Source organism: Kitasatospora sp. NPDC086801 (genome assembly GCF_044745805.1).
In the GTDB taxonomy this organism is placed as follows: domain Bacteria; phylum Actinomycetota; class Actinomycetes; order Streptomycetales; family Streptomycetaceae; genus Kitasatospora.
In genome coordinates this window covers 1-19,744 of record NZ_JBIVAX010000050.1, presented here as the reverse complement: position 1 = coordinate 19,744, position 19,744 = coordinate 1, and the positions used below count along the sequence as shown (strand labels likewise).

17 protein-coding genes and 1 riboswitch are annotated in these 19,744 nt (G+C 73.7%); of the genes, 11 read left to right on the top strand and 6 right to left on the bottom strand.

Features of this window, described 5'->3' with window-relative positions; genetic code table 11:
* Positions 1-175: 175 nt before the first annotated feature.
* The 4 genes from ACIPLC_RS33490 (at position 176) to purB (ending at position 3,430) form a co-directional block, all read left to right on the top strand.
* Positions 176-931 carry a HipA family kinase gene (locus tag ACIPLC_RS33490; RefSeq protein ID WP_400476803.1) on the top strand — a complete coding sequence of 252 codons (756 nt, stop codon included), beginning with the start codon at positions 176-178 and terminating at the stop codon, positions 929-931.
* The gene (locus ACIPLC_RS33485) at positions 928-1,344 is read left to right on the top strand and encodes a DUF3037 domain-containing protein (protein WP_400476802.1); all 417 of its coding nucleotides are present in this window, start codon (positions 928-930) and stop codon (positions 1,342-1,344) included. The genes ACIPLC_RS33490 and ACIPLC_RS33485 overlap by 4 nt, the downstream gene beginning before the upstream one ends.
* Positions 1,345-1,443: 99 nt before the next feature.
* The gene (locus ACIPLC_RS33480; RefSeq protein ID WP_400476801.1) at positions 1,444-1,899 is read left to right on the top strand and encodes a MarR family winged helix-turn-helix transcriptional regulator; all 456 of its coding nucleotides are present in this window, start codon (positions 1,444-1,446) and stop codon (positions 1,897-1,899) included.
* 100 nt (positions 1,900-1,999) lie between these two features.
* Entirely contained in the window at positions 2,000-3,430 is a 1,431-nt protein-coding gene (purB, locus tag ACIPLC_RS33475) for an adenylosuccinate lyase (protein WP_400476800.1), read from the top strand.
* Between the two features lie 93 nt (positions 3,431-3,523).
* Here the strand turns inward: purB and ACIPLC_RS33470 are convergent, their stop codons facing one another.
* Entirely contained in the window at positions 3,524-5,056 is a 1,533-nt protein-coding gene (locus tag ACIPLC_RS33470) for an MFS transporter (protein ID WP_400476799.1), read from the bottom strand.
* Between the two features lie 312 nt (positions 5,057-5,368).
* Positions 5,369-5,551, top strand: a riboswitch (cyclic di-AMP (ydaO/yuaA leader).
* 2 nt (positions 5,552-5,553) lie between these two features.
* On the opposite strand from ACIPLC_RS33470, the gene ACIPLC_RS33465 reads away from it, so the two are divergent.
* Entirely contained in the window at positions 5,554-6,528 is a 975-nt protein-coding gene (locus ACIPLC_RS33465) for a peptidoglycan DD-metalloendopeptidase family protein (protein ID WP_400476798.1), read from the top strand.
* A 265-nt stretch (positions 6,529-6,793) separates the two neighbouring features.
* Here the strand turns inward: ACIPLC_RS33465 and ACIPLC_RS33460 are convergent, their stop codons facing one another.
* Positions 6,794-7,513: a DUF2470 domain-containing protein gene (locus ACIPLC_RS33460; RefSeq protein ID WP_400476797.1), complete on the bottom strand. Its 720-nt coding sequence runs from the start codon at positions 7,511-7,513 to the stop codon at positions 6,794-6,796.
* Between the two features lie 185 nt (positions 7,514-7,698).
* Here ACIPLC_RS33460 and ACIPLC_RS33455 point away from each other — a divergent pair, with 185 nt between their 5' ends.
* Complete coding sequence (locus ACIPLC_RS33455) at positions 7,699-8,913, top strand: MFS transporter (protein ID WP_400476796.1); 1,215 nt, start codon at positions 7,699-7,701, stop codon at positions 8,911-8,913.
* Positions 8,914-9,091: 178 nt separating this feature from the next.
* On the opposite strand, the gene ACIPLC_RS33450 is transcribed toward ACIPLC_RS33455, so the two are convergent.
* Genes ACIPLC_RS33450 through ACIPLC_RS33440 form a run of 3 tightly spaced genes read right to left on the bottom strand, consistent with a single transcriptional unit; the run spans position 9,092 to position 11,434 of the window.
* A complete protein-coding gene (locus ACIPLC_RS33450) occupies positions 9,092-9,517 on the bottom strand; it encodes a RidA family protein (protein ID WP_400476795.1) in 426 nt (141 codons plus the stop codon).
* 26 nt (positions 9,518-9,543) lie between these two features.
* Complete coding sequence (locus ACIPLC_RS33445) at positions 9,544-10,293, bottom strand: IclR family transcriptional regulator (RefSeq protein ID WP_400476794.1); 750 nt, start codon at positions 10,291-10,293, stop codon at positions 9,544-9,546.
* 37 nt (positions 10,294-10,330) lie between these two features.
* On the bottom strand, positions 10,331-11,434 hold the full coding sequence (locus ACIPLC_RS33440) for a sugar kinase (RefSeq protein WP_400476793.1): 1,104 nt from the start codon (positions 11,432-11,434) through the stop codon (positions 10,331-10,333).
* Between the two features lie 126 nt (positions 11,435-11,560).
* Here ACIPLC_RS33440 and ACIPLC_RS33435 point away from each other — a divergent pair, with 126 nt between their 5' ends.
* The 5 genes from ACIPLC_RS33435 to ACIPLC_RS33415 all read left to right on the top strand — a co-directional run bounded on the left by ACIPLC_RS33435 (position 11,561) and on the right by ACIPLC_RS33415 (position 18,075).
* Entirely contained in the window at positions 11,561-12,862 is a 1,302-nt protein-coding gene (locus ACIPLC_RS33435; RefSeq protein WP_400476792.1) for an amino acid deaminase, read from the top strand.
* Positions 12,862-14,499 carry an amidohydrolase family protein gene (locus tag ACIPLC_RS33430; protein ID WP_400476791.1) on the top strand — a complete coding sequence of 546 codons (1,638 nt, stop codon included), beginning with the start codon at positions 12,862-12,864 and terminating at the stop codon, positions 14,497-14,499. The genes ACIPLC_RS33435 and ACIPLC_RS33430 overlap by 1 nt, the downstream gene beginning before the upstream one ends.
* Positions 14,496-15,143, top strand: coding sequence for a bifunctional 4-hydroxy-2-oxoglutarate aldolase/2-dehydro-3-deoxy-phosphogluconate aldolase (locus tag ACIPLC_RS33425; protein ID WP_400476790.1), 648 nt, complete (start codon positions 14,496-14,498; stop codon positions 15,141-15,143). Before ACIPLC_RS33430 ends, ACIPLC_RS33425 begins: the two co-directional genes overlap by 4 nt.
* Positions 15,144-15,296: 153 nt before the next feature.
* The gene (locus ACIPLC_RS33420; protein ID WP_400476789.1) at positions 15,297-16,880 is read left to right on the top strand and encodes an alpha-amylase family glycosyl hydrolase; all 1,584 of its coding nucleotides are present in this window, start codon (positions 15,297-15,299) and stop codon (positions 16,878-16,880) included.
* A 142-nt stretch (positions 16,881-17,022) separates the two neighbouring features.
* Positions 17,023-18,075 (top strand): hypothetical protein, encoded by a 1,053-nt coding sequence (locus tag ACIPLC_RS33415; protein WP_400476788.1) that lies wholly within the window; start codon positions 17,023-17,025, stop codon positions 18,073-18,075.
* 297 nt (positions 18,076-18,372) lie between these two features.
* On the opposite strand, the gene ACIPLC_RS33410 is transcribed toward ACIPLC_RS33415, so the two are convergent.
* Positions 18,373-19,596: an IS4 family transposase gene (locus ACIPLC_RS33410; RefSeq protein ID WP_400476787.1), complete on the bottom strand. Its 1,224-nt coding sequence runs from the start codon at positions 19,594-19,596 to the stop codon at positions 18,373-18,375.
* Positions 19,597-19,744: the final 148 nt, after the last annotated feature.

Sequence of the window (19,744 nt, the reverse complement as noted above, 5' to 3'; positions counted from 1 at the left end):
GGTGGGTGCAGGTGACGGGGGTGGTGGGGTGAGGGTGTGTGTGGTGTGGGGCTGCGGGCAACTGCCACCGGGGCGGGGCGGATGGCGGAGGGGGGATTCGGGGCGAACGCGGAGGAGGGGTGGCGGGCGAACGGAGGGGAGGAGGTGACGGGTCGGCACCGATAGGCTGTCGGGCGTGCTCCCCGAGGTGACGGCGGTCCGTTATGTGACGCCACTGCGAGAAGGCGGCTCGATGCCGGGCCTGGTCGAAGCCGACGACCGGCGGCTGTACGCGCTGAAATGGGTCGGCGCGGCGCAGGGCCGGAAGGCGTTGGTGGCGGAGGTGCTGGCCGGGGAGTTGGGCCGGCGGCTCGGGCTGCCGGTGCCGGAGCTGGTGACGGTCGACCTGGATCCGGTGCTGGCCCGCAGCGAGCCGGACCAGCAGGTCCAGGACCAGATGCGGGCCAGTGGCGGGACCAACCTCGGGATGGCCTTCGTCAGCGGCGCGCTCAACTTCGACCCGCTCTGCTTCGAGGTGGATCCGGATCTGGCCGGTCAGGTGCTCTGGTTCGACGCGCTGATCGGCAACGTCGACCGCTCCTGGCGCAATCCCAACCTGCTGGTGGCGACCGGCGGGCTGCGGCTGATCGACCACGGTGCGAGCCTGATCTTCCACCACCACTGGGCGGGCGCCGCCGCCTGGGTGCGCCGCCCGTACGACGCCTCCGACCACGCGCTGCTGTCCGCCCGGCCGGACCTGGCGGCCGCCGACAAGGCGCTCGCGCCGCTCGCGGAGGCCGCGATCGAGGGCGCGGTGGCGCGGATCCCGGAGGTCTGGCTGCTGGACGAGCCCGGCTTCGACTCGCCCGAGGCGGTGCGCGCCGCGTACCGCGCCCAGCTGACCGGCCGACTGGCCGGTCCGCGCGACTGGCTGCCGGAGGTGCCCGCATGACCGAGCCGAGGACGTCGGCGCTGCCGGTCGCCGTCGAACTGCACGACTACGAGTACGCCGTGATCCGCGCGGTGCCGCGGGTGGAGCGCGGCGAGTGCGTCAACGTCGGGGTGCTGCTGTACTGCCGGCAGAACGCGCACCTGGCCGCGCGCACGCACCTGGACCAGGCCCGGCTGCTGGCGCTGGACCCGGTGGCGGACGTGAACGGGGTGCGGCGGGCGCTGCACGGGATCGAGGCGGTGTGCGCCGGGGGCCCGCAGGCCGGTCCGGCGGCGGGGGACAGCCCCGGGCAGCGGTTCCGCTGGCTGACCGCTCCGCGCAGCGCGATCGTCCAGCCGGGGCCGGTGCACACCGGGCTGACCGCGGACCCGGAGGCGGAGCTGCGGCACCTGTTCGATCAGCTGGTGCTCTAAGCTCTGTCGACCGGCCGGTGCTCCGTTTCCGGTCGAGCCGCCGACGGTTGCCGTGGTCAAAGCTTGAGTTACTGAAGCACTCGGCCGTACGCTGGCCCCATGGGTTCGACAGCGACGACGACCGTACCGACCAACGCCGAGTTGATGGAGGCGTTGGCCGCCGTCGGTGCCGCGTATTTCCAGGACTTCGCGGCGGCCGCGGCCCGGCACGGGCTCTCCTCCTCGCAGGCCAAGGCGCTCGGCGCGGTGCAGGAGCCGGTGCCGATGCGGGCGCTGGCCGGGCGGCTGGGCTGCGACGCGTCCAACGTCACCGGGATCGTGGACCGGCTGGAGTCGCTGCGCCTGGCCCACCGGGAGGCGGCGGCCGGTGACCGCCGGGTGAAGATCGTCGTGATCACGGACGAGGGCCGGGAGATCCTGAACCGCATCCGCGGCGAGATGGCCCGCACCCACCAGGCCTTCGAGGCGATGACCGACGAGCAGCGGATCGCCCTGCACTCGATCTGCGCGCAGGTCCTGCCGGTGCTGGCCGGCCGGGCGGGCGCCGCCCAGTAGCGGGCCGCGCCGCGCCGGACGGGAGCCGTCGGGCGGTCCCGGTCGGAGCTACCCGGTGCGCCGCCGCTCCGGCTGACCTCGGCTGTTAGGCTTGCGAAGCGTGAGCGCGAAGCCCCAGATCCCCAATGTCCTGGCCTCCCGGTACGCCTCGGCGACCCTGGCCCAGCTGTGGTCCCCCGAGCACAAGGTGGTCCTTGAGCGCCACCTGTGGCTCGCCGTCCTGAAGGCCCAGCAGGACCTCGGTGTCGAGGTGCCGGCGAGCGCCGTCGCCGACTACGAGCGGGTGATCGACCAGGTCGACCTCGGCTCGATCGCCGCCCGTGAGCGGGTCACCCGCCACGATGTGAAGGCCCGGATCGAGGAGTTCAGCGAGCTCGCCGGCCACGAGCAGATCCACAAGGGCATGACCTCCCGGGATCTGACCGAGAACGTCGAGCAGTTGCAGATCCGCCAGTCGCTGGAGCACGTGCGCGACCGCACGGTGGCCGTGCTGGTCCGGCTGGCCCGCCTGGCCGCCCAGCACTCCGACCTGGTCATGGCCGGCCGCTCGCACAACGTGGCCGCGCAGGCCACCACCCTGGGCAAGCGCTTCGCGTCGATCACCGACGAACTGCTGGTCGCCTTCCGCCGCCTGGAGGAGCTGATCGCCCGCTACCCGCTGCGCGGGATCAAGGGCCCGGTCGGCACCGCCCAGGACATGCTGGACCTGCTCGGTGGCGACACCGACAAGCTCGCCGAGCTGGAGCGCCGGGTCGCCGGGCACCTCGGCTTCGAGAACGTGCTGACCAGCGTCGGCCAGGTCTACCCGCGCTCGCTGGACTTCGAGGTGCTCACCGCCCTCGTCCAGCTGGCCGCCGCGCCGTCCAGCCTGGCCAAGACCATCCGCCTGATGGCCGGCCACGAGCTGGTCACGGAGGGCTTCAAGGAGGGCCAGGTCGGCTCCTCGGCGATGCCGCACAAGATGAACACCCGCTCCTGCGAGCGCGTCAACGGCCTGGCCGTCATCCTGCGCGGCTACGCCTCGATGACCGGCGAGCTGGCCGGCGACCAGTGGAACGAGGGCGACGTCTCCTGCTCGGTGGTGCGCCGGGTCGCGCTGCCGGACGCCTTCTTCGCCTTCGACGGCCTGCTGGAGACCTTCCTGACCGTCCTCGACGAGTTCGGCGCCTTCCCGGCCGTGATCGAGGCCGAGCTGGACCGCTACCTGCCGTTCCTCGCCACCACCAAGGTGCTGATGGGCGCGGTGCGCGCGGGCGTCGGCCGGGAGACCGGGCACGAGGTCATCAAGGAGCACGCCGTCGCCTCCGCGCTGGCGATGCGCGCGGGCGCCCGGGAGAACGAGCTGCTGGACCGGCTGGCCGCCGACGAGCGGATCCCGCTGGACCGGGCCGGGCTGGACGCGCTGCTGGCCGACCGGCTGTCCTTCACCGGTGCGGCCGGTGCCCAGGTCGCCGAGGTGGTCCGCCAGGTGGAGGCCGTCGCCGCCGCCTACCCCGAGGCCGCCAAGTACGCGCCGGCCGACATCCTCTGACGGTCGGTATCCTCTGACGGCCAGTATCCCCTGACGGCCAGTATCCCCTGACGGCCAGTATCCCCTGACGGGCCAGTCGTCTCCGACGGTTCGTCAGCCAGTCGAGGGCCCCGCCGCCGATCCGGTGGCGGGGCCCTCGTCCGTGGGGACGTGGCCCGGGTCGAGCGGCGGGGTGGTGCCGCAGGCCCACGCGCAGTCCGGCTCGGCCACCGGGCGGTCCACCGGCGCCAGCACGTTGCCGCGGACGGTCGTGAAGGCCGTCAGCCCGCCGGCGACCAGCAGTCCGGCGCAGATCAGCATCGCGGTGTGGAAGGCGGAGTCCACCGCGGACGGCACCCGGTAGGCGTCGCCGCTCAGCCCGGCGAGCGAGGGCAGCGCGGCGACCGCGAGCAGCCCGGCCGCGCGGGCGGCGGCGTTGTTGACGCCGCTGGCGATCCCCGCGTGCCGGACCTCGACGGCGGCCAGCACCGTCGCCGTCAGCGGTGCGACCAGCAGGGTCATCCCGCAACCCATCACCGTGACGGCGGGCAGCACGTCCGCCCAGTAGGAGGAGTCGGGGCCGGTGCGCAGCATCAGCAGCACCCCGGCGGCGCACAGCAGCGGGCCGACGGTGAGCGGGATCCGGGGGCCGATCCGCTTGCCCAGCCGCCCGGCGCGCGCCGACAGGGTCAGCATCAGCACGGTGATCGGGACCAGGGCGAGGCCGGAGACCAGCGGGGAGAAGCCGGAGACGATCTGCAACTGCACCACCAGCAGGAAGAACACCCCGCTGAACGCCGCGTAGACGCACAGGGTGACCAGGTTGACGGCGGTGAACAGCCGGGAGGAGAAGAGGCCGAGCGGCAGCATCGGCTCGGCGGCGCGGCGCTCGACCGCGATGAAGGCCGCGCCGAGCAGCAGGCCGATCGCGCCGGTGAGCCAGACCGCGGGGGACAGGCCCTCCCCGGCGGCGGTCAGCGCGTAGGTGATCGCGCCGAGGGCGAGCGCGGCGAGCAGCGCGCCCGTGACGTCGAAGCGGCCGGCGGCGCTCTCGTCCCGGCTCTCGGGGACGAACCGGGAGGTGACCGCGACCACGGCGGCCGCGAGCGGCAGGTTCAGCAGGAAGATCCACCGCCAGCCGGGGCCGTCCACCAGCCAGCCGCCGAGGAAGGGGCCGACCGCGGCCGACACCCCGCCGAGGCCCGACCACAGGCCGACCGCCGCCGAGCGGTCGTCCGGGTGGAAGACGGCTTGCAGCATGGCGAGCGAGCCGGGGGTGAGCAGCGCCCCGCCGATGCCCTGGACGGCGCGGGCGGCGATCAGCACGTGGATGGTGGGGGCGGCGGCGCAGGCCGCGGAGGCGGCGGCGAACCAGAGCACGCCGATCAGGAAGACCCGGCGCCGGCCGTACCGGTCGCCGAGCGCGCCGCCGAGCAGGATCAGCCCGGCCAGGGTGAGCAGATAGGCGTTGAGCGTCCATTGCAGGGAGGCGAGGGAGGCGCCGAGATCGGCGCCGATGCGGGGGAGCGCGACGTTCACCACGGTGCCGTCGAGCATCGCCATGCTGGAGCCGAGCACCGTCGCCAGGAGGACCCAGCGTCCCTGCGAGGTGCCCAGGCGCAATGTTCCTGCTTGGGAGGTGGCCACGGGCCGATCCTGCGCCCGTGGGGCGTGCGTGACAAGGGTCACCGGGGGGCGTGTCGGGGGGTGTGCGGTGCGTGAGCGGACGGGTGCGCAGCGGTGGCGGGATCGGCGCAGCGTCGTGGATCAGTGGCGCCGGGTGAATGGATTGTGCACGTACGGTGCAGCCGATCATTCGGAGGGTCACGGCGTCCCCGGGGGTTGTTGCCGGTTCAAGTGATCGACATTGCTTCACCCGAACGGATGGGTTTTAGTTCAGCGACCGCCCGGCCAGTCCGGACGGATCCACCGGGTGGAACGCCGAGTCCTGCCGCTGCCCGGTGGCTCGCACCGAACTCTGTACGGCAGGAGCGGGGGACCCACAGGTAAGTCGCCGGACCGGAAACGGCACGCTTTCGCGTACCCGGATCCAGGGCCGGCTAGGGGTGAAGCCGCATGTGCGGCCGGGCAACTCCAGCCCGAACCCGACAGCTCACCTCGCAGGCGTCGGAGAGGAAAATTCCATGCCTGCACAGGCTCGTCGTATCGCCCTGCCCCGCGCCGCCCGCATCGGGATCGCCACCGCCGTCACCGGTGTCTCCTTCGCCCTGCCGCTCGTCACCGCGATGAGCGCCCAGGCCCACCCCGCGCCGGCCGCCGCGGTCACCACCGCCCCGGCCGCCGCTTCCGCCGACCAGGCCCAGGCCCAGGCCCAGGCCCCGTCGCAGTCGCCGGAGAACTACCGCGTCGTCAGCGGTGACACCCTGTCCCAGATCGCCGACGCCAAGCACGTCGACGGTGGCTGGCAGGCGCTGTACGACCACAACCGCGAGGTCATCGGCGGCAACCCGAACCTGATCTTCCCCGGTCAGCAGCTCGTGATCGCCGGCCAGGCCGCCGCTGCCGCGCCCGCTGCTCCGGCCAAGCCCGCCCAGCCGGCCGCCCCGGCCGCGTCGGCCACCACCGCCGCCAAGCCGCAGGCCCAGCTGGAGGTCCAGACCGAGGCGGCGAAGCCGTCCGCCCAGCTCCAGACCCAGGTGCAGACCGCCGCGCCGACCGCCGCGGTCACCACCGTCCCGGTCGCGGCGGGCTCCGCCTTCGTCGCCCCGCTGGCCAGCCCGAAGCTCGGCACCGCCTACGGCGTGGCCGGCTCGATGTGGGCCTCCGGCCACCACACCGGCCAGGACTTCGTCGCCTCCACCGGCACCCCGCTGCGCGCCGTCGCCAAGGGCGTCGTGGTGAAGGCCGGCAACGGTGGCGCCTACGGCAACGAGGTCGAGATCAAGCTCGCCGACGGTCACTTCGCCGAGTACGCGCACCTCTCCTCGATCGGCGTGAAGATCGGTCAGACCGTCACCGCCGGCCAGCAGATCGGCCGCTCCGGCGCGACCGGCAACGTGACCGGCCCGCACCTGCACTTCGAGATCCGCAACGGTTCGGAGTACGGCTCGGACATCAACCCGGTCGCCTACCTGCGGGCCCACGGCGTCGCGCTCTGACCCGTGCCGCATGAGGAACCACCGCTGCTACGGGGCGAATCGACCTCCCGGGATGGTCATGTCGGGTGACCGCTCGACCGGGTGATCGCCGCAGCAGTGGACATGGGCGCGGGACACGCCCAGGCCGGCCCGGCTCGCGAGACTTCTCTCGCGAGCCGGGCCGGCCGCTGTCGTTTCCGGTTGGTGTCGTTTCCGGCTGATGTCGGGGAGGGTTGCGCCCAAGGCGAATTGACGATCAGTCAGGAAGGCTCGCTGGTCGGCCGGTTCAGATCCTGTGGGCGGGCAGGCCGTGCTGGGCGGCGGTCAGCAGCTCGTGCATCCGCTGGCCGAAGTCCTCGGTGTCGGCGGCCGGTTCGGGGAAGACCAGGCGGACGTCGCGGTGGCCGTGCTGGTGGTCCAGGCGCAGGACCAGGCCGTGGCGGTCCAGGGCGAGCGGGCGGACGTCCGGGTGCTGGGCGAGCAGCGCCGGGTCGAGCAGCCGGGTGAGGACGGCGAGGGCGTCGGCGTGGTCGTCGGCGAGGTGGGTGAGCAGGGTGGCCTCGTAGCGGGCCAGCGGGTCGGGTGCGGCGAGCGCGAGGTCGGCGGCGGTGAGCGCGCCGGTGCCGTACGGGGTGGCGAGGACGGCGTGGGCGATGTCCACGCGCAGGTGGACGCTGAGGCCGTCGTCGGCGAGGTGGGCCAGGTGCAGCCGGCCGGCCAGGGTGAGGCGGGCGCGGATCCGGTCGCGGACGGCGACGGGGGAGACGTCGGTGACGTCCAGGACGACGGCGAGCCCGTCGGTGGTGCGGGCGGCGGCGGTGGTGAGCGGGTCGCCCAGCGGGGCGCGCAGGCGCAGCCGGGAGCCGTGGACGGAGACCGGGGTGTCGAGGTCGTGGTGCTCGCCGCAGGCGCGGACGGTGAGCGAGGAGGTCGCGCTGAGCAGGCTCTGGACCCGCTCGGCGGTGGTGGGTTCGGGCACCTCGGCGTCGCCGGCGGGCAGGCTCATCGCGGACCTCCAGTTAGTTAGGTAAGCCTAACCTAATGTCCACTTGGGGGCGTGGCAAGTGGCGTGGCCGTGGTCGGTGTCGCTGCCGCCGAGGATAGGCGGCGCTTGCAAGTACCTGCGGATGTCTCGTATTGTCGACGCTGGTAGTTGCATGCGCAACGGTTCTCTCTGGAAAGCGGTCCCTCATGCCCCTCGCGCTCCTGGCGCTGGCGATCAGCGCCTTCGGTATCGGCACCACCGAGTTCGTGATCATGGGCCTGCTGCCCGAGGTCGCCGGCGACTTCTCGGTCTCCATCCCCACCGCTGGCCTGCTGATCTCCGGCTACGCGCTCGGCGTCGTGGTCGGCGGCCCGCTGCTCACCATCCTCGGCACCCGGGCCCCCCGCAAGGGCATGCTGCTGACGCTGATGGGCCTGTTCGTGGTGGGCAACCTGGTCGCGGCCGTCGCCCCCGCCTTCGGGCTGCTGATGGTCGGACGGATCGTCAGCGCCTTCGCGCACGGCGCGTTCTTCGGCATCGGCTCGGTCGTCGCCGCCGACCTGGTCGCCCCGCACAAGCGGGCCGGCGCGATCGCCCTGATGTTCACCGGCCTCACCGCCGCCAACGTGCTCGGCGTCCCGATGGGCACCCTGCTCGGCCAGCACTTCGGCTGGCGCTCCACCTTCTACGTCGTCGCCGGGCTCGGCCTGCTCGGCCTCGCCGGGATCGCGGCGCTGGTGCCCGTCCAGCCGCGGGCCGGGGCCGCCCGGCTCGGCCCCGAGCTGGCCGCCTTCCGGACCCTGCGGCTCTGGCTGGCGCTCGCCATGACCGTGCTCGGCTGGGGCGGCATCTTCGCGATGTTCACCTACATCACGCCGATGATGACCGAGCTGGCCGGCTTCGCCCCGAGCGGCGTCACCTGGCTGCTCTTCCTGTTCGGCGTCGGCCTGTTCGTCGGCAACCTGCTGGGCGGCTGGTTCGCCGACCGCGCGCTGATGCGCAGCCTCACCGTGGTCCTCGCGGTGCTCGCGGTGCTGCTGTTCGCCTTCACCTTCGCCGCGCACAGCAAGCCGGCCGCGATCGTCCTCATCCCGCTGATCGGGCTGTTCGGCTTCGCGACCGTCGCGCCGCTGCAGAAGCGGGTCATGGACCAGGCGGCCGGTGCGCCGACGCTGGCCTCGGCCGCCAACATCGCCGCGTTCAACCTGGGCAACGCGCTGGCCGCCTGGCTCGGCGGGCTGGTCATCTCGGGCGGCCTCGGCTACGACGCGCCGAACTGGGTGGGCGGGCTGCTCACCGCCGTCGCCCTCGGCGTGACGGTGTTCGCGGCGGCGCTGGACCGGCGCGGCGCGGCGGGTGAGGGGCGGGTCCTGGCGCGCTCGGGCGCCCCGGTCGAGCAGGGCGTGCCCGCGGGGCGGTGAGCGCGGGGGTGGCGAAGGGCCCGGACGCCTGGTGTGCGTCCGGGCCCTTGCGGCGATCAGGGCGCCTGGCGGTGCTCAGGGGTGCTCAGGGGCGGTCACGGTGATCACGCTGCTCAGCGGTCTCAGTGGTCTCAGCGGCGATCGCGGCGATCACAGTGCTCAGCGGCGCGCAGGGCGCTCAGGCGACGACGGCCTGGGCGTCGATCTCGACCAGCATCGGCTCCTGCGGCAGCTCGACGAAGATCGTGGTGCGGCAGGGCTTCACGCCGCCGGGCTTGATGTTCTCGTCGATGAACTCGGCGTACACCTCGTTCATCAGCGGGAAGTCCGCCCGCTTGGTGAGGTAGACGCGGAACATCACCACGTCCTCGATGGTCGCGCCGCCGGCCTCGACGATCGCCTTGACGTTCTCCAGCGTGCGCCGGGTCTGCGCCTTCACGTCGCCGTGGTAGAGGTACTCGCCGGTCGCCGGGTCCTGCGGGCCCTGGCCGGAGACCTGGAGGATCGGGCCCTTGCGGACGCCCTGGGAGAACATCCAGGCGGGGGCGGGGGCGCCGTCGGTGCGGACTTCGGTCTTCTCGCTGGTCGGGTGCTGCTCGCTCATGGGGTTCCTTACGTTCTGACGGTTGATCAGTTGTGGTCCGGGCGGCCGCAGTCGGCCGAGATGGCGCGGGTGGCGGCGAGCAGCTGCGGGAGGAGGTCCAGCACCTGCTCGTAGGGCAGGACGACGTCCGGGACGGAGATGGAGGCGGCGGCGACGACCCGGCCGCTGGCGTCCCGGATCGGCGCGGCCACGCAGTTGATGAACGCCTCGTGCTCGGCGTGGTCCTGCGCCCAGCCCTGGACGGCGACCTTCTCCAGCTCGGCGAGCAGCGCCTCGGGCGTGCCGAGGGTGCGCGGGGTGTGCGGGGTGAAGTCGATCCCGGCGACCACCCGGCGGCGTTCGGGCAACGGCAGGTCGGCGAGCAGCACCTTGGAGACGGCGGCGCTGTGCAGGGCGGCGCGCAGGCCGATCCGGGAGTACATCCTGACCGGGTGCCGGGAGTCGAACTTGTCGATGTAGACGACCTCGCCGCCCTCGTACGCGGCCAGGTGCACGGTCTGGCCGGTGGCGGCGTTCAGCTCGGCCAGGTGCGGGGCGGCGATCCGGCGGACGCCGCGCTGTTCGAGGGCGAGGCCGGAGAGGGCGAACAGGCCGGCACCCAGGTGGTAGCGGTAGGCGGCGTCCCGGTAGACGAACCGTTCCTCCTCCAGGCTCTGGAGCAGTCGGAGCACGGTCGTCTTGTGGACGCCGAGCACCTCGGCCAGCTGGTCGAGGGAGCGTTCGCCCTCGCCGAGCTCGGCGAGGATGCGCAGGGCGCGGGTGACGGTCTGGCTCATCGGGCTCCGCCGGGGTCGTTCGGGCTCGGGTTCGTGCTCATTGTGCCCGGGCCGAGCGGGTGCCGCGGGCCCGGTCCGCGGGGACGGCCGGGCCGGTGATGCCCTCCGCCGAGACCCGGGTGGCGGCCCAGTCGGCGGGTGAGGCGTCGAGCAGCGCGGCGACCACGGCGGCGGGCGGCAGTTCGGCCTGGTCGCCGTGGGCGGTCAGCGCGCAGGCGGCGCTCAGGTGGCCGAGCCGCAGCCGGCGGCGCTGGTCCAGGCCGCGGACGGTGCCGGCCAGGTAGCCGGCGGCGAAGGCGTCGCCCGCGCCGGTGGCCTCGACCACCTCGACGGCCAGGGCCGGTTCGCTCACCGCCGTGCCGTCCCGCTCCAGGGCGGTGACCAGGCGGGCGGCGTCCTTGACCACGACGGTGGCGGGGGAGGCGAAGCGGCGGCGCAGCGCGGCCGGTTCCCCGGTGCCGAAGGCGGCCTCGGCCTCGTCGGCGCCGATCAGCAGCAGGTCGGCGGCGTCCAGCAGCGGCGGCAGGACGGCCGGGTCGCGGTCGTGCCAGAGCGCGGGGCGCCAGTTGAGGTCGAAGCTGACGGTCCGCCCCGGGCGGCGGTCGGCGAGCAGGGCGCGCAGCAGTGCCAGGCAGTCGTCGGAGAGCGCGGCGGTGATGCCGGACAGGTGCAGCAGGCGGGCGCCGGACAGCAGCCGGACGGCCGCCGGGTCGGCCAGCAGGGCGGGGGAGAGCGCGGCGGCCGCGGAACCGCGCCGGTGGTAGTGCAGCCGGCTGCGGCCGGGACCGAGGTCGTGGTGGTGGCCGGTGGCGCCGCCGACCTCCTTGAGGTAGAGGCCGGTGGGGCGGTGCGGGTCGACGGCGACCGCCGAGACGTCCACGCCGCGGGCGGCGACCTCGGCGAGCAGCCGGCGGCCGAAGCCGTCGTCGCCGACCCGGCTGATCCAGGCGGTCGGCACACCGAGCGCGGCCAGGGCGCCGGCCACGTTGGACTCCGCGCCGCCGACCGACAGCCGGAAGTTCTCCACCGCCTCCAGCGGGCCCGGCCGGTCCGGCAGCAGCACCGCCATGGACTCGCCCACGCACACGGCCGTCGGGGAAGGACCGGGTCGGGTCGGGCCCGGGGTGTCCTGTCGCGGCATCTGCTGGGCTCCTCCGTCTGCGGCGGCCGTTCCGTTGACCGTGATCCGGCGCCGATGCTAGAACCGTCATGCCAACATGTGCAACCCTCATTGCACATGTTGCAACATGGCAGATGGAGGAAGACGGTGGAGCAGACCTTCGCAAGCATCGGCACCGGGCCGGGCATCGACGACGGCGCGGTGGCGGCCCTCGCCGACGAGACGCTCGACTGGCGGTTCAAGGCCGCCCCGCCGGACGCCTGGGGGCACTCCGTCCGCGACTGGCTGGCCACCGGGCCCACCCTCGCCGGGCTCGGCACCCCGCTGCTCACCCTGGACGGCGCCGCGCTCGACCACAACCTGCGCACGATGGCCGACTGGTGCGCCAAGGCCGGGGTCGCGCTCGTGCCGCACGGCAAGACCACCATGGCGCCCGCCCTCTGGCAGGCGCAGCTCGCCGCCGGCAGCCACGGCATCACCCTCGCCAACCTGCCGCAGGTACGGGTCGCCCGGGCCTTCGGGGTCGAACGGATCCTGCTCGCCAACACCCTGCTCGACCCGGCCGGACTGGCCTGGCTCGCCGCCGAACTGGCCGCCGACCCGGCCTTCGCCTTCGTCTCCTGGGTGGACTCCACCGAGAGCGTCCGGCTGATGGACGAGGCGCTGCGCGCCGCCGGGGCCCAGCGGCCGGTCGAGGTCCTGGTCGAGCTCGGCGGCCCCGGCGGGCGCACCGGCGCCCGCGGCGTGGACGCGGCCGTCGAGATCGCCGCCGCCGTGCTGCGCGCCCCCACCCTGCGCCTCGCGGGCGTCGGCGGGTACGAGGGCGCGCTCGCCCACGACGCCACCGCCGACGGGCTGGCCACCGTCCGCGGCTACCTCAAGGCGCTCGCCGACCTGCACGGCCGACTCGCCCGGGCCTACCCGGACGACGCCCGGCCGGTGGTGACGGCCGGCGGCAGCGCCTACTTCGACCTGGTCGTCGAGGAGTTGGCAGGACTGCCGGAGGCCCTCGTGGTACTGCGCTCGGGCGCGTACATCGCCCACGACGACGGCTTCTACCGGGGCATCTCGCCGCTGGCCCGGGGCGCCGGCGCCACGCCGTTCCGCAGCGCGCTGCACGGTTGGGCCCGGGTGGTGTCCCGGCCCGAGCCGCAACTGGCCCTGCTGGACGCCGGCAAGCGCGACCTGCCCTACGACGAGGGCCTGCCCGAGCCGCAACGCGTGCGCGGCGGAGCCGAGTTGACCGGGACGGCGGCCCGGATCACCGCACTCAACGACCAGCACGCCTTCCTGCGCGACGCGGGCGACCTCGCCCCGGTCGGCGCGGTGCTGCGGCTCGGCGTCTCGCACCCGTGCACGGCCTTCGACAAGTGGACCGCGATCCCGGTGCTGGACTCCGCCGACGCGGCCGAGCCGAAGGTCACCGGGCTGGTCAGGACGTTCTTCTGATGGCGGGCGGCAGAGCACCGGGCGGTGCCCTCCCGGGGGCCACCGTCTTCCGGGGCGCCACCGTCGTCGACGGCACCGGCGCGGACCGCTACCGGGCGGACGTACGGATCGCCGACGGCCTGATCACCGGGATCGGCCACGGCCTCGACGCGCCGACGGTGGTGGACGCCGACGGGCTGGTCCTCGCCCCCGGCTTCATCGACATGCACGCCCACTCCGACCTCGCCCTGCTGCTCGAACCCGAGCACCCGGCCAAGGTCACCCAGGGCGTCACCTGCGAGGTCCTCGGTCAGGACGGCCTGTCCTACGCCCCGGTGGACGACACCACCCTGCCCGCGCTGCGCCGCCAACTGGCCGGCTGGAACGGCGATCCGGACGGCTTCGACTGGGACTGGCGCGGCGTCGCCGGCTACCTGGACCGGATCGACCGCACCGGCGTCGCCGTCAACGCCTGCTACCTCGTCCCGCACGGCTCGCTGCGGATGCTCGCCATGGGCTGGGCGAACCGCGCGCCCACCCCGGCCGAACTCGACCGGATGCGCCAGGAGTTGGCGCAGGGCCTGCTGGACGGCGCGGTCGGCATGTCCAGCGGCCTCAGCTACACCCCCGGGATGTACGCGGACACCGCCGAACTGGTCGAGCTGTGCACCGTGGTCGCGGCCTACGGAGGCTTCCACGCCCCGCACCAACGCTCGTACGGCGCAGGGGCGTTGGAAGGCTACGCGGAAATGGTGGAGATCGCCCGGCGGACCGGCTGCGCGCTGCACCTGACCCACGCCACGATGAACTTCGGCGTCAACCGGGGCCGGGCCGGCGAACTGCTGGAACTGGTCGACCAGGCGCTCGCCGACGGCGTCGACCTCACCCTGGACAGCTACCCCTACCTGCCCGGCTCCACCACCCTGGCCGCCCTGCTGCCCAGTTGGGCCACCGAGGGCGGCCCGGCGGCGACGCTCACCCGGCTCGCCGACCCGGCCGCCCGCGAGCGGATCCGGTACGAGGTGGAGGAGAAGGGCAGCGACGGCTGCCACGGCGTCGTCACCGACTGGGCGACGATCCAGATCTCCGGCGTCCGTACGGCCGAGCTGGCCCGGACGGTCGGCCGGACCGTCGCCGAACTCGCCGCCGAGCGGGGCCGCAGCGGCACGGAGGTCTTCCTCGACCTGCTGCGCCGCGACGAACTGGCCACCACCATCCTCCAGCACGTCGGGCACGAGGAGAACGTCCGGGCGATCATGCGCCACCCGGCGCACACCGTCGGCAGCGACGGACTACTGGTCGGCGCCCGGCCGCACCCGCGCGCCTGGGGCACCTTCCCCCGCTACCTCGGCCACTACAGCCGGGAGTTGGGCGTGCTGACACTGGAGGAGGCCATCGCCCGGATGACCGGTCGGCCCGCCGCCCGGCTCGGGCTGCACCGGCGCGGCCTGATCGCCCCCGGCCACCACGCCGACCTAGTGCTCCTCGACCCCGAGAAGGTCCGGGACGCCGCCACCTTCGAGCACCCCCGGCTGCCCGCCGAGGGCGTCCAGCACGTGTACGTCAACGGCACCGCCGTCGTCCGGCAGGGCCGCACCACGGGCGCCCGGCCCGGGCGCGCCCTGCGCCGCACCGACCGAGGAACCCGATCCCTGTGAATCCCCCCTCCGTGAACCCCCTCGCCGAACTGCACGCCGACCCGGTGATCGCCGTGGTCCGCGCGCCCCGGATCCCGGACGCGGCCGCGCTGTGCGCCGCGCTCGCCGACGGCGGCATCAACTGGACCGAATTCACCTACACCACACCGGAGGTGACGACACATCTGCGACGTGCCGCAGGCGCGGGCTGGCGGGTCGGCGTGGGCACCGTGCTGACCGCCGAGCAGGCCGAGAGCGGGGTCGCGAGCGGGGCGTCCTTCCTGGTCACCCCCGGCTGCCGGCCCGAGGTGGCGGAGGCCGCCCGGGCCCTCGGGGTGCCGGTGGTGCTCGGGGCGCTCACCCCGACCGAGGTGGCCCGGGCGGTGGACCTCGGGGCCGCCGCCGTGAAGATCTTCCCGGCCCGGGCGTTCGGCCCCGGTTACTTCAAGGACCTGCGCGGCCCGTACCCGGACGTGCCCCTGGTGGCCTCCGGCGGGGTGAACGCGGGCAACGCCGCCGACTTCCTGGCGCACGGCGCGCTCGCGGTCTGCGCGGGCACGGACGTGGTGCCGCCGGACGCGGTCGCGGCGGGGGACTGGGCGGAGATCACCCGGCGGGCCCGGGCGTTCACCGAGGCGTGCGCGGTGGCCCGAGCCCGAGCCTGAGCGGTCGGCGGTCGGCGGTCGGCGGTCGGCGGTCGGCGGGCTGTCGGGACGGCCGGGGATGGGCGAGAATCGTGCTCCCCGGCCCAACCCCAACCCCAGCCCCAACCCCCGCCCTCAGCCCCGGCCCCCGGATCCGGCAGGAGGACCCACCCCATGACCTCGACCCGCCCCGGCCCCGACTGGCTGGCCGACGCCGTCCTGTACCAGATCTACCCGCAGAGCTTCGCGGACTCCGACGGCGACGGCATCGGCGACTTCGCCGGCATCGCCGCGCACCTCGACCACCTCGCCTGGCTCGGCGTCGACACCGTCTGGCTCAACCCCTGCTTCGCCTCCCCGTTCCGCGACGCCGGCTACGACGTCGCCGACTACCTCGCCCCGGCCCCGCGCTACGGCGGCACCGAGGACCTGGTCGCGCTGGTCGAGGCCGCCCGCCGCAAGGGCATCCGGATCCTGCTCGACCTGGTCGCCGGCCACACCTCCGACCGCCACCCCTGGTTCCTGGCCGCCGCCGAGGACCCGGCCGACCACCGGTACATCTGGTCCGACCAGCAGGTGGACGGCTTCGTCGCCTCGCCCGGCAGTCGCCCCGGCTGGTACCGGCCGAACTTCTTCGACTGCCAGCCGGCGCTCAACTTCGGCTACGCGCGCCCCAGTTCCGAGGAGCCCTGGCGCCAGCCGGTGGACGCCGAGGGCCCGCGCGCCAACCGGGCGGCCCTGCGCGACATCATGGAGCACTGGCTCGGCCTCGGCCTGGCCGGCTTCCGGGTCGACATGGCCTCCTCGCTGGTCAAGGACGATCCGGGCCTGGTGGAGACGGCCAGGCTGTGGACCGGGCTGCGGGACTGGCTGGACCGCACCCACCCGCAGGCCGCGCTGTTCGCCGAGTGGGGCGATCCGGCGGCCGCCGTCGCGGCGGGCTTCCACGCGGACTTCTTCCTGCAGTTCGGCGGCGCCGACCACGGCCTGCCGCTGCGCTCGCTGTGGAACAACGGCGCCGGCACCGTCGAGGAGTTCTGGCAGCAGGGCCCGTGCTACTTCGAGGCCGAGGGGCGCGGCACCCCGCAGGTGTTCCTGGACGCCTGGCGCGCCGCCGCCGAAGCGACCGGGGGTGTCGGCCACATCGCCCTCCCCACCGCCAACCACGACTTCTCCCGGCTGGCCACCGGCCCGCGCACCGACGGGCAACTGGCCGCCGCCTTCGCGTTCCTGCTCACCTGGCCCACCCTGCCGGCCGTCTACTACGGCGACGAGATCGGCATGCGCTACCTGCCCGGACTGCCCGACGTCGAGGGCAGTGTGCTCGGCCCGCGGTACAACCGGGCCGGCTCGCGGACCCCGATGCAGTGGGAGCCCGGGCCGACGGCGGGCTTCTCCGGCGCGCCGCCCGAGCGCCTCTACCTGCCCGTCGACCCGGACCCGCGGCGCCCGGACGTGCTCTCCCAGCGGGCCGACCCGACCTCGCTGCTGCACACCGTCCGGCGGCTGATCGCGCTGCGCCGGGCGCATCCGGGGCTGGGTGCGGCAGGCGGGGTGGAGGTCCGGCACGCCGGGTACCCGCTGGTGTACACCCGGGCCGGGCGGTACCTGGTGGCGGTGAACCCGGGCCGGGAGCCGGGGGCGGCGCGGCTGGAGCACGGCGGCGTGGTGCGCCCGCTGGAGGTGAGGGGCGTGCGGGTGGCGGACGGGGAAGTGCGGGCGGACGGCTTCTCGTACGGGGTGTTCGAGCTGTCCTGAGCCCCCCTGCCGAGGGCGGCCGGCTTTCGATCGGCGTCGGATGGTTGTAAGCTACATCCATAGATGGTTGCATTTGCCACCCACTCTGGTTGCATTTGCCATCCATCTCGACTCGACGCCACCGGAGGACGGTACGAACGCCATGAGCACACCCCAGCCCCCCGCCGCAGCGCCCACCCTGGGGCACTCGCTCAAGCACCTCGCCATCCACCTGATCACCCCGCTGCTGATGTGCCTCGGCATGGCGCTCGCCTACCAGGGCGCCTTCCACCAGCCCGAGCCGCACCACCTGAAGGTCGCCGTGGTCGGCACCACCGCGCAGGCGCAGGGCCTGGCGCAGGCGATCCAGGCCAAGGCCGGGGCGGCGGTCGACGTCCGTGCCCTGCCCGACCGGGCGACCGCCGAGCAGCAGCTGCGCGACCGCGACCTGGTGGGGGCGTTCCTCCCGGACGCCAGGAGCCCCGAACTGCTCGTCGCCAAGGGGAACTCGGACACCTCGGCGGTGGCCGTCACGGCGGTGTTCACCAACGTCACCGACCGGCAGGGCGTCCCGCTGCACGTCACCGACCTCACCACCCCGACCGAGGGCGACCCGACCGGCCAGGGCCTGTTCTTCCTGCTGGTCGCGCTGAGCATCGGCTCCTACGCCAGCGTCGCCGTGATCGGCGCGGCCGGCGCCGGGCTGAGCATGCGGATCCGGGCACTGGTCGGCGTGGCGGTGTCGCTGGTGGTGAGCGTGATCGGGATCGTCACCGCCGGACCGGTCTTCCACGTGGTCGACCACGACCTGGCCGCGGTGTGGGCGCTCGGCTGGCTCTACTCGGCGGGCGTCGTCCTGATCGGCATCGGCCTGCACAGCTTCCTGAAGAAGTGGACCACCCTGGCCCTGATGGTGCTGTTCGTGATGCTGAACTTCACCAGCTCCGGCGGCGTCTTCCGGCCCGAGCTGCAGAACGGTTTCTTCGGCGCCCTGCACGGCTTCTGGACCGGCGCCGGCTTCCTGGAGGGCGCGCGCAGCATCCTGTACTTCGACGGCGGCGCGGGCCTCGGCGGGCACGTCGTGACCCTGGTGGTCTGGCTGCTGCTGGGCGGGGCCGCGCTGGTGGCCGCCGCGCTCTACGAGGGGCGCGGGCGCCGGGCGGTGGAGAGCCCGGTGGAGGCCGAGGAGGAGATGGAGGAGGCGGTCGCGGTCTGACCGCACCGCACACGAGGCTTCACCCGCCGCCGAGGGCATCGGCACCGGGTGGGGACCGGCGGCCCGCGCCCGGCTCTGGACAAGCCGGACGCGGGCCGGTTTCGCGAGCAGCGGGCCGGCTAGGTCCAATGCCGGTGACTTTAGGTTGCTCCTGGCTGGGTGATGGTGACTGTCGCCGGTTCTGGTGGCGGCCAGTTGCGGTGTTGGGAGCGTTTGAGGGGCCAGTTGGACATCTTGCGTTTGATGACGCGGGGGCAGGATCGCCGGCGCCGTGGTGGCAGGAGCCGTTCGGTGATCTCAGCCAGGGTGCGGGTCAGCGCGCTGGCGAGTGTGCCGGGGGGAAAGTCCCGCCTGGGCGGGGACCTGGCGGCGTACGACCCGCAGGCTGCGGGTGAAGGACAGGCGGTCGGGGTCCAGGCCCTCGCTGAGGGCGGCCTGGTGCATCAGCTGCCGGATGGCGTGGTGGACCAGGAGGAGTCCGTACACCTCCTGCTCGACGCCCCACGGGTACTTCGAGCGCAGGACGAGTTTGGGGCCGCGCTGGTGGGTCTTGATCTCGTCCAGCGTGGTCTCGATCTCCCACCGCTGGACGTAGAGCGCGGCCAGCTCGGCTGCCGGTGCCGCCTCGGGGTCGAGGACGGTGGTGACCAGCCGGTAGACGCTCTGGTCGCCGGTCGTGGTCAGGGTGTACTCGACGACCCGCACGGTCACCGGGTTGCGGCGGCTCTTTCGGTCCGGTTCGGCGTGGACAGTGCTGAGGTAGGAGCCGTCGGAAAGGACCCGCAGCACGGGCAGGGCGGCGTTGGTGCGGACCCGCCACAGCAGGTCCGCGCCGTTCGCCCGTGCGGCCTGCCACAGCTCGAAGCCGTAGAAGCCCCGGTCGGCCAGCAGCAGCATCCCCTCCCGCAGAAGGGGGAACAGCCGCCGGGACAAAGACTGCTCACTGACCGACAGCGGGCCAATGGCCGCGCCGAACATCGCATGAGTGCCGCACTCGGCCAGCCCCACCACCCTGGCCTGCGGAAACGCACTCGCTCCACGGCCGGACACGTGCCGGCCGAAGAACTCGGTGTTGGCGTCGGTGTCCGCCAGGTCCAGGCAGGTGCCGTCCACTGCCACCACACGCCACCGCCGGTACCAGGCGCCCGTCGTTTCGGGCACGGCCAGCGGGCGGCAGACCCGCGCGAACAGCACCTTCAACGGCTCGACCCCCAGCCGTCGGCGGGCCCGGCCGATCGCGGCGGTCGTGGGCACCCGCCACGACCGCCGACCGTCCCCGAGCCCCTCACCCAGCAGCCGGGCGACCTCCTCGTAGCCCTGCCCGAAGAACAGGCACATCGCCAGCACGAAGTACACAACCACCCGCGCCGGCAGCAGACGACTGCGTTTCTCACCCCGCCCGGTCTCGGCGATCACCTCATCGACCAGTCCCGGCGGGAACGCCCGGGTCAGTACCCCGATCGCGATCCGGTCCGATATCCGCTCACTCGCAGGCGCCTTGACCTGCCCCACCCTCGCCACACCACAACCAACGAGACACCGACCACAAAGTCACCGGCATTGCGGCTAGGTCAGGGAGTGTCATGAATCAGGTGGACACCCTGATCAAGGGAGACACTGATGAGCTCGCTGACGGATCACCAGATCGGGTCGGTTCCTGACGGGTCGG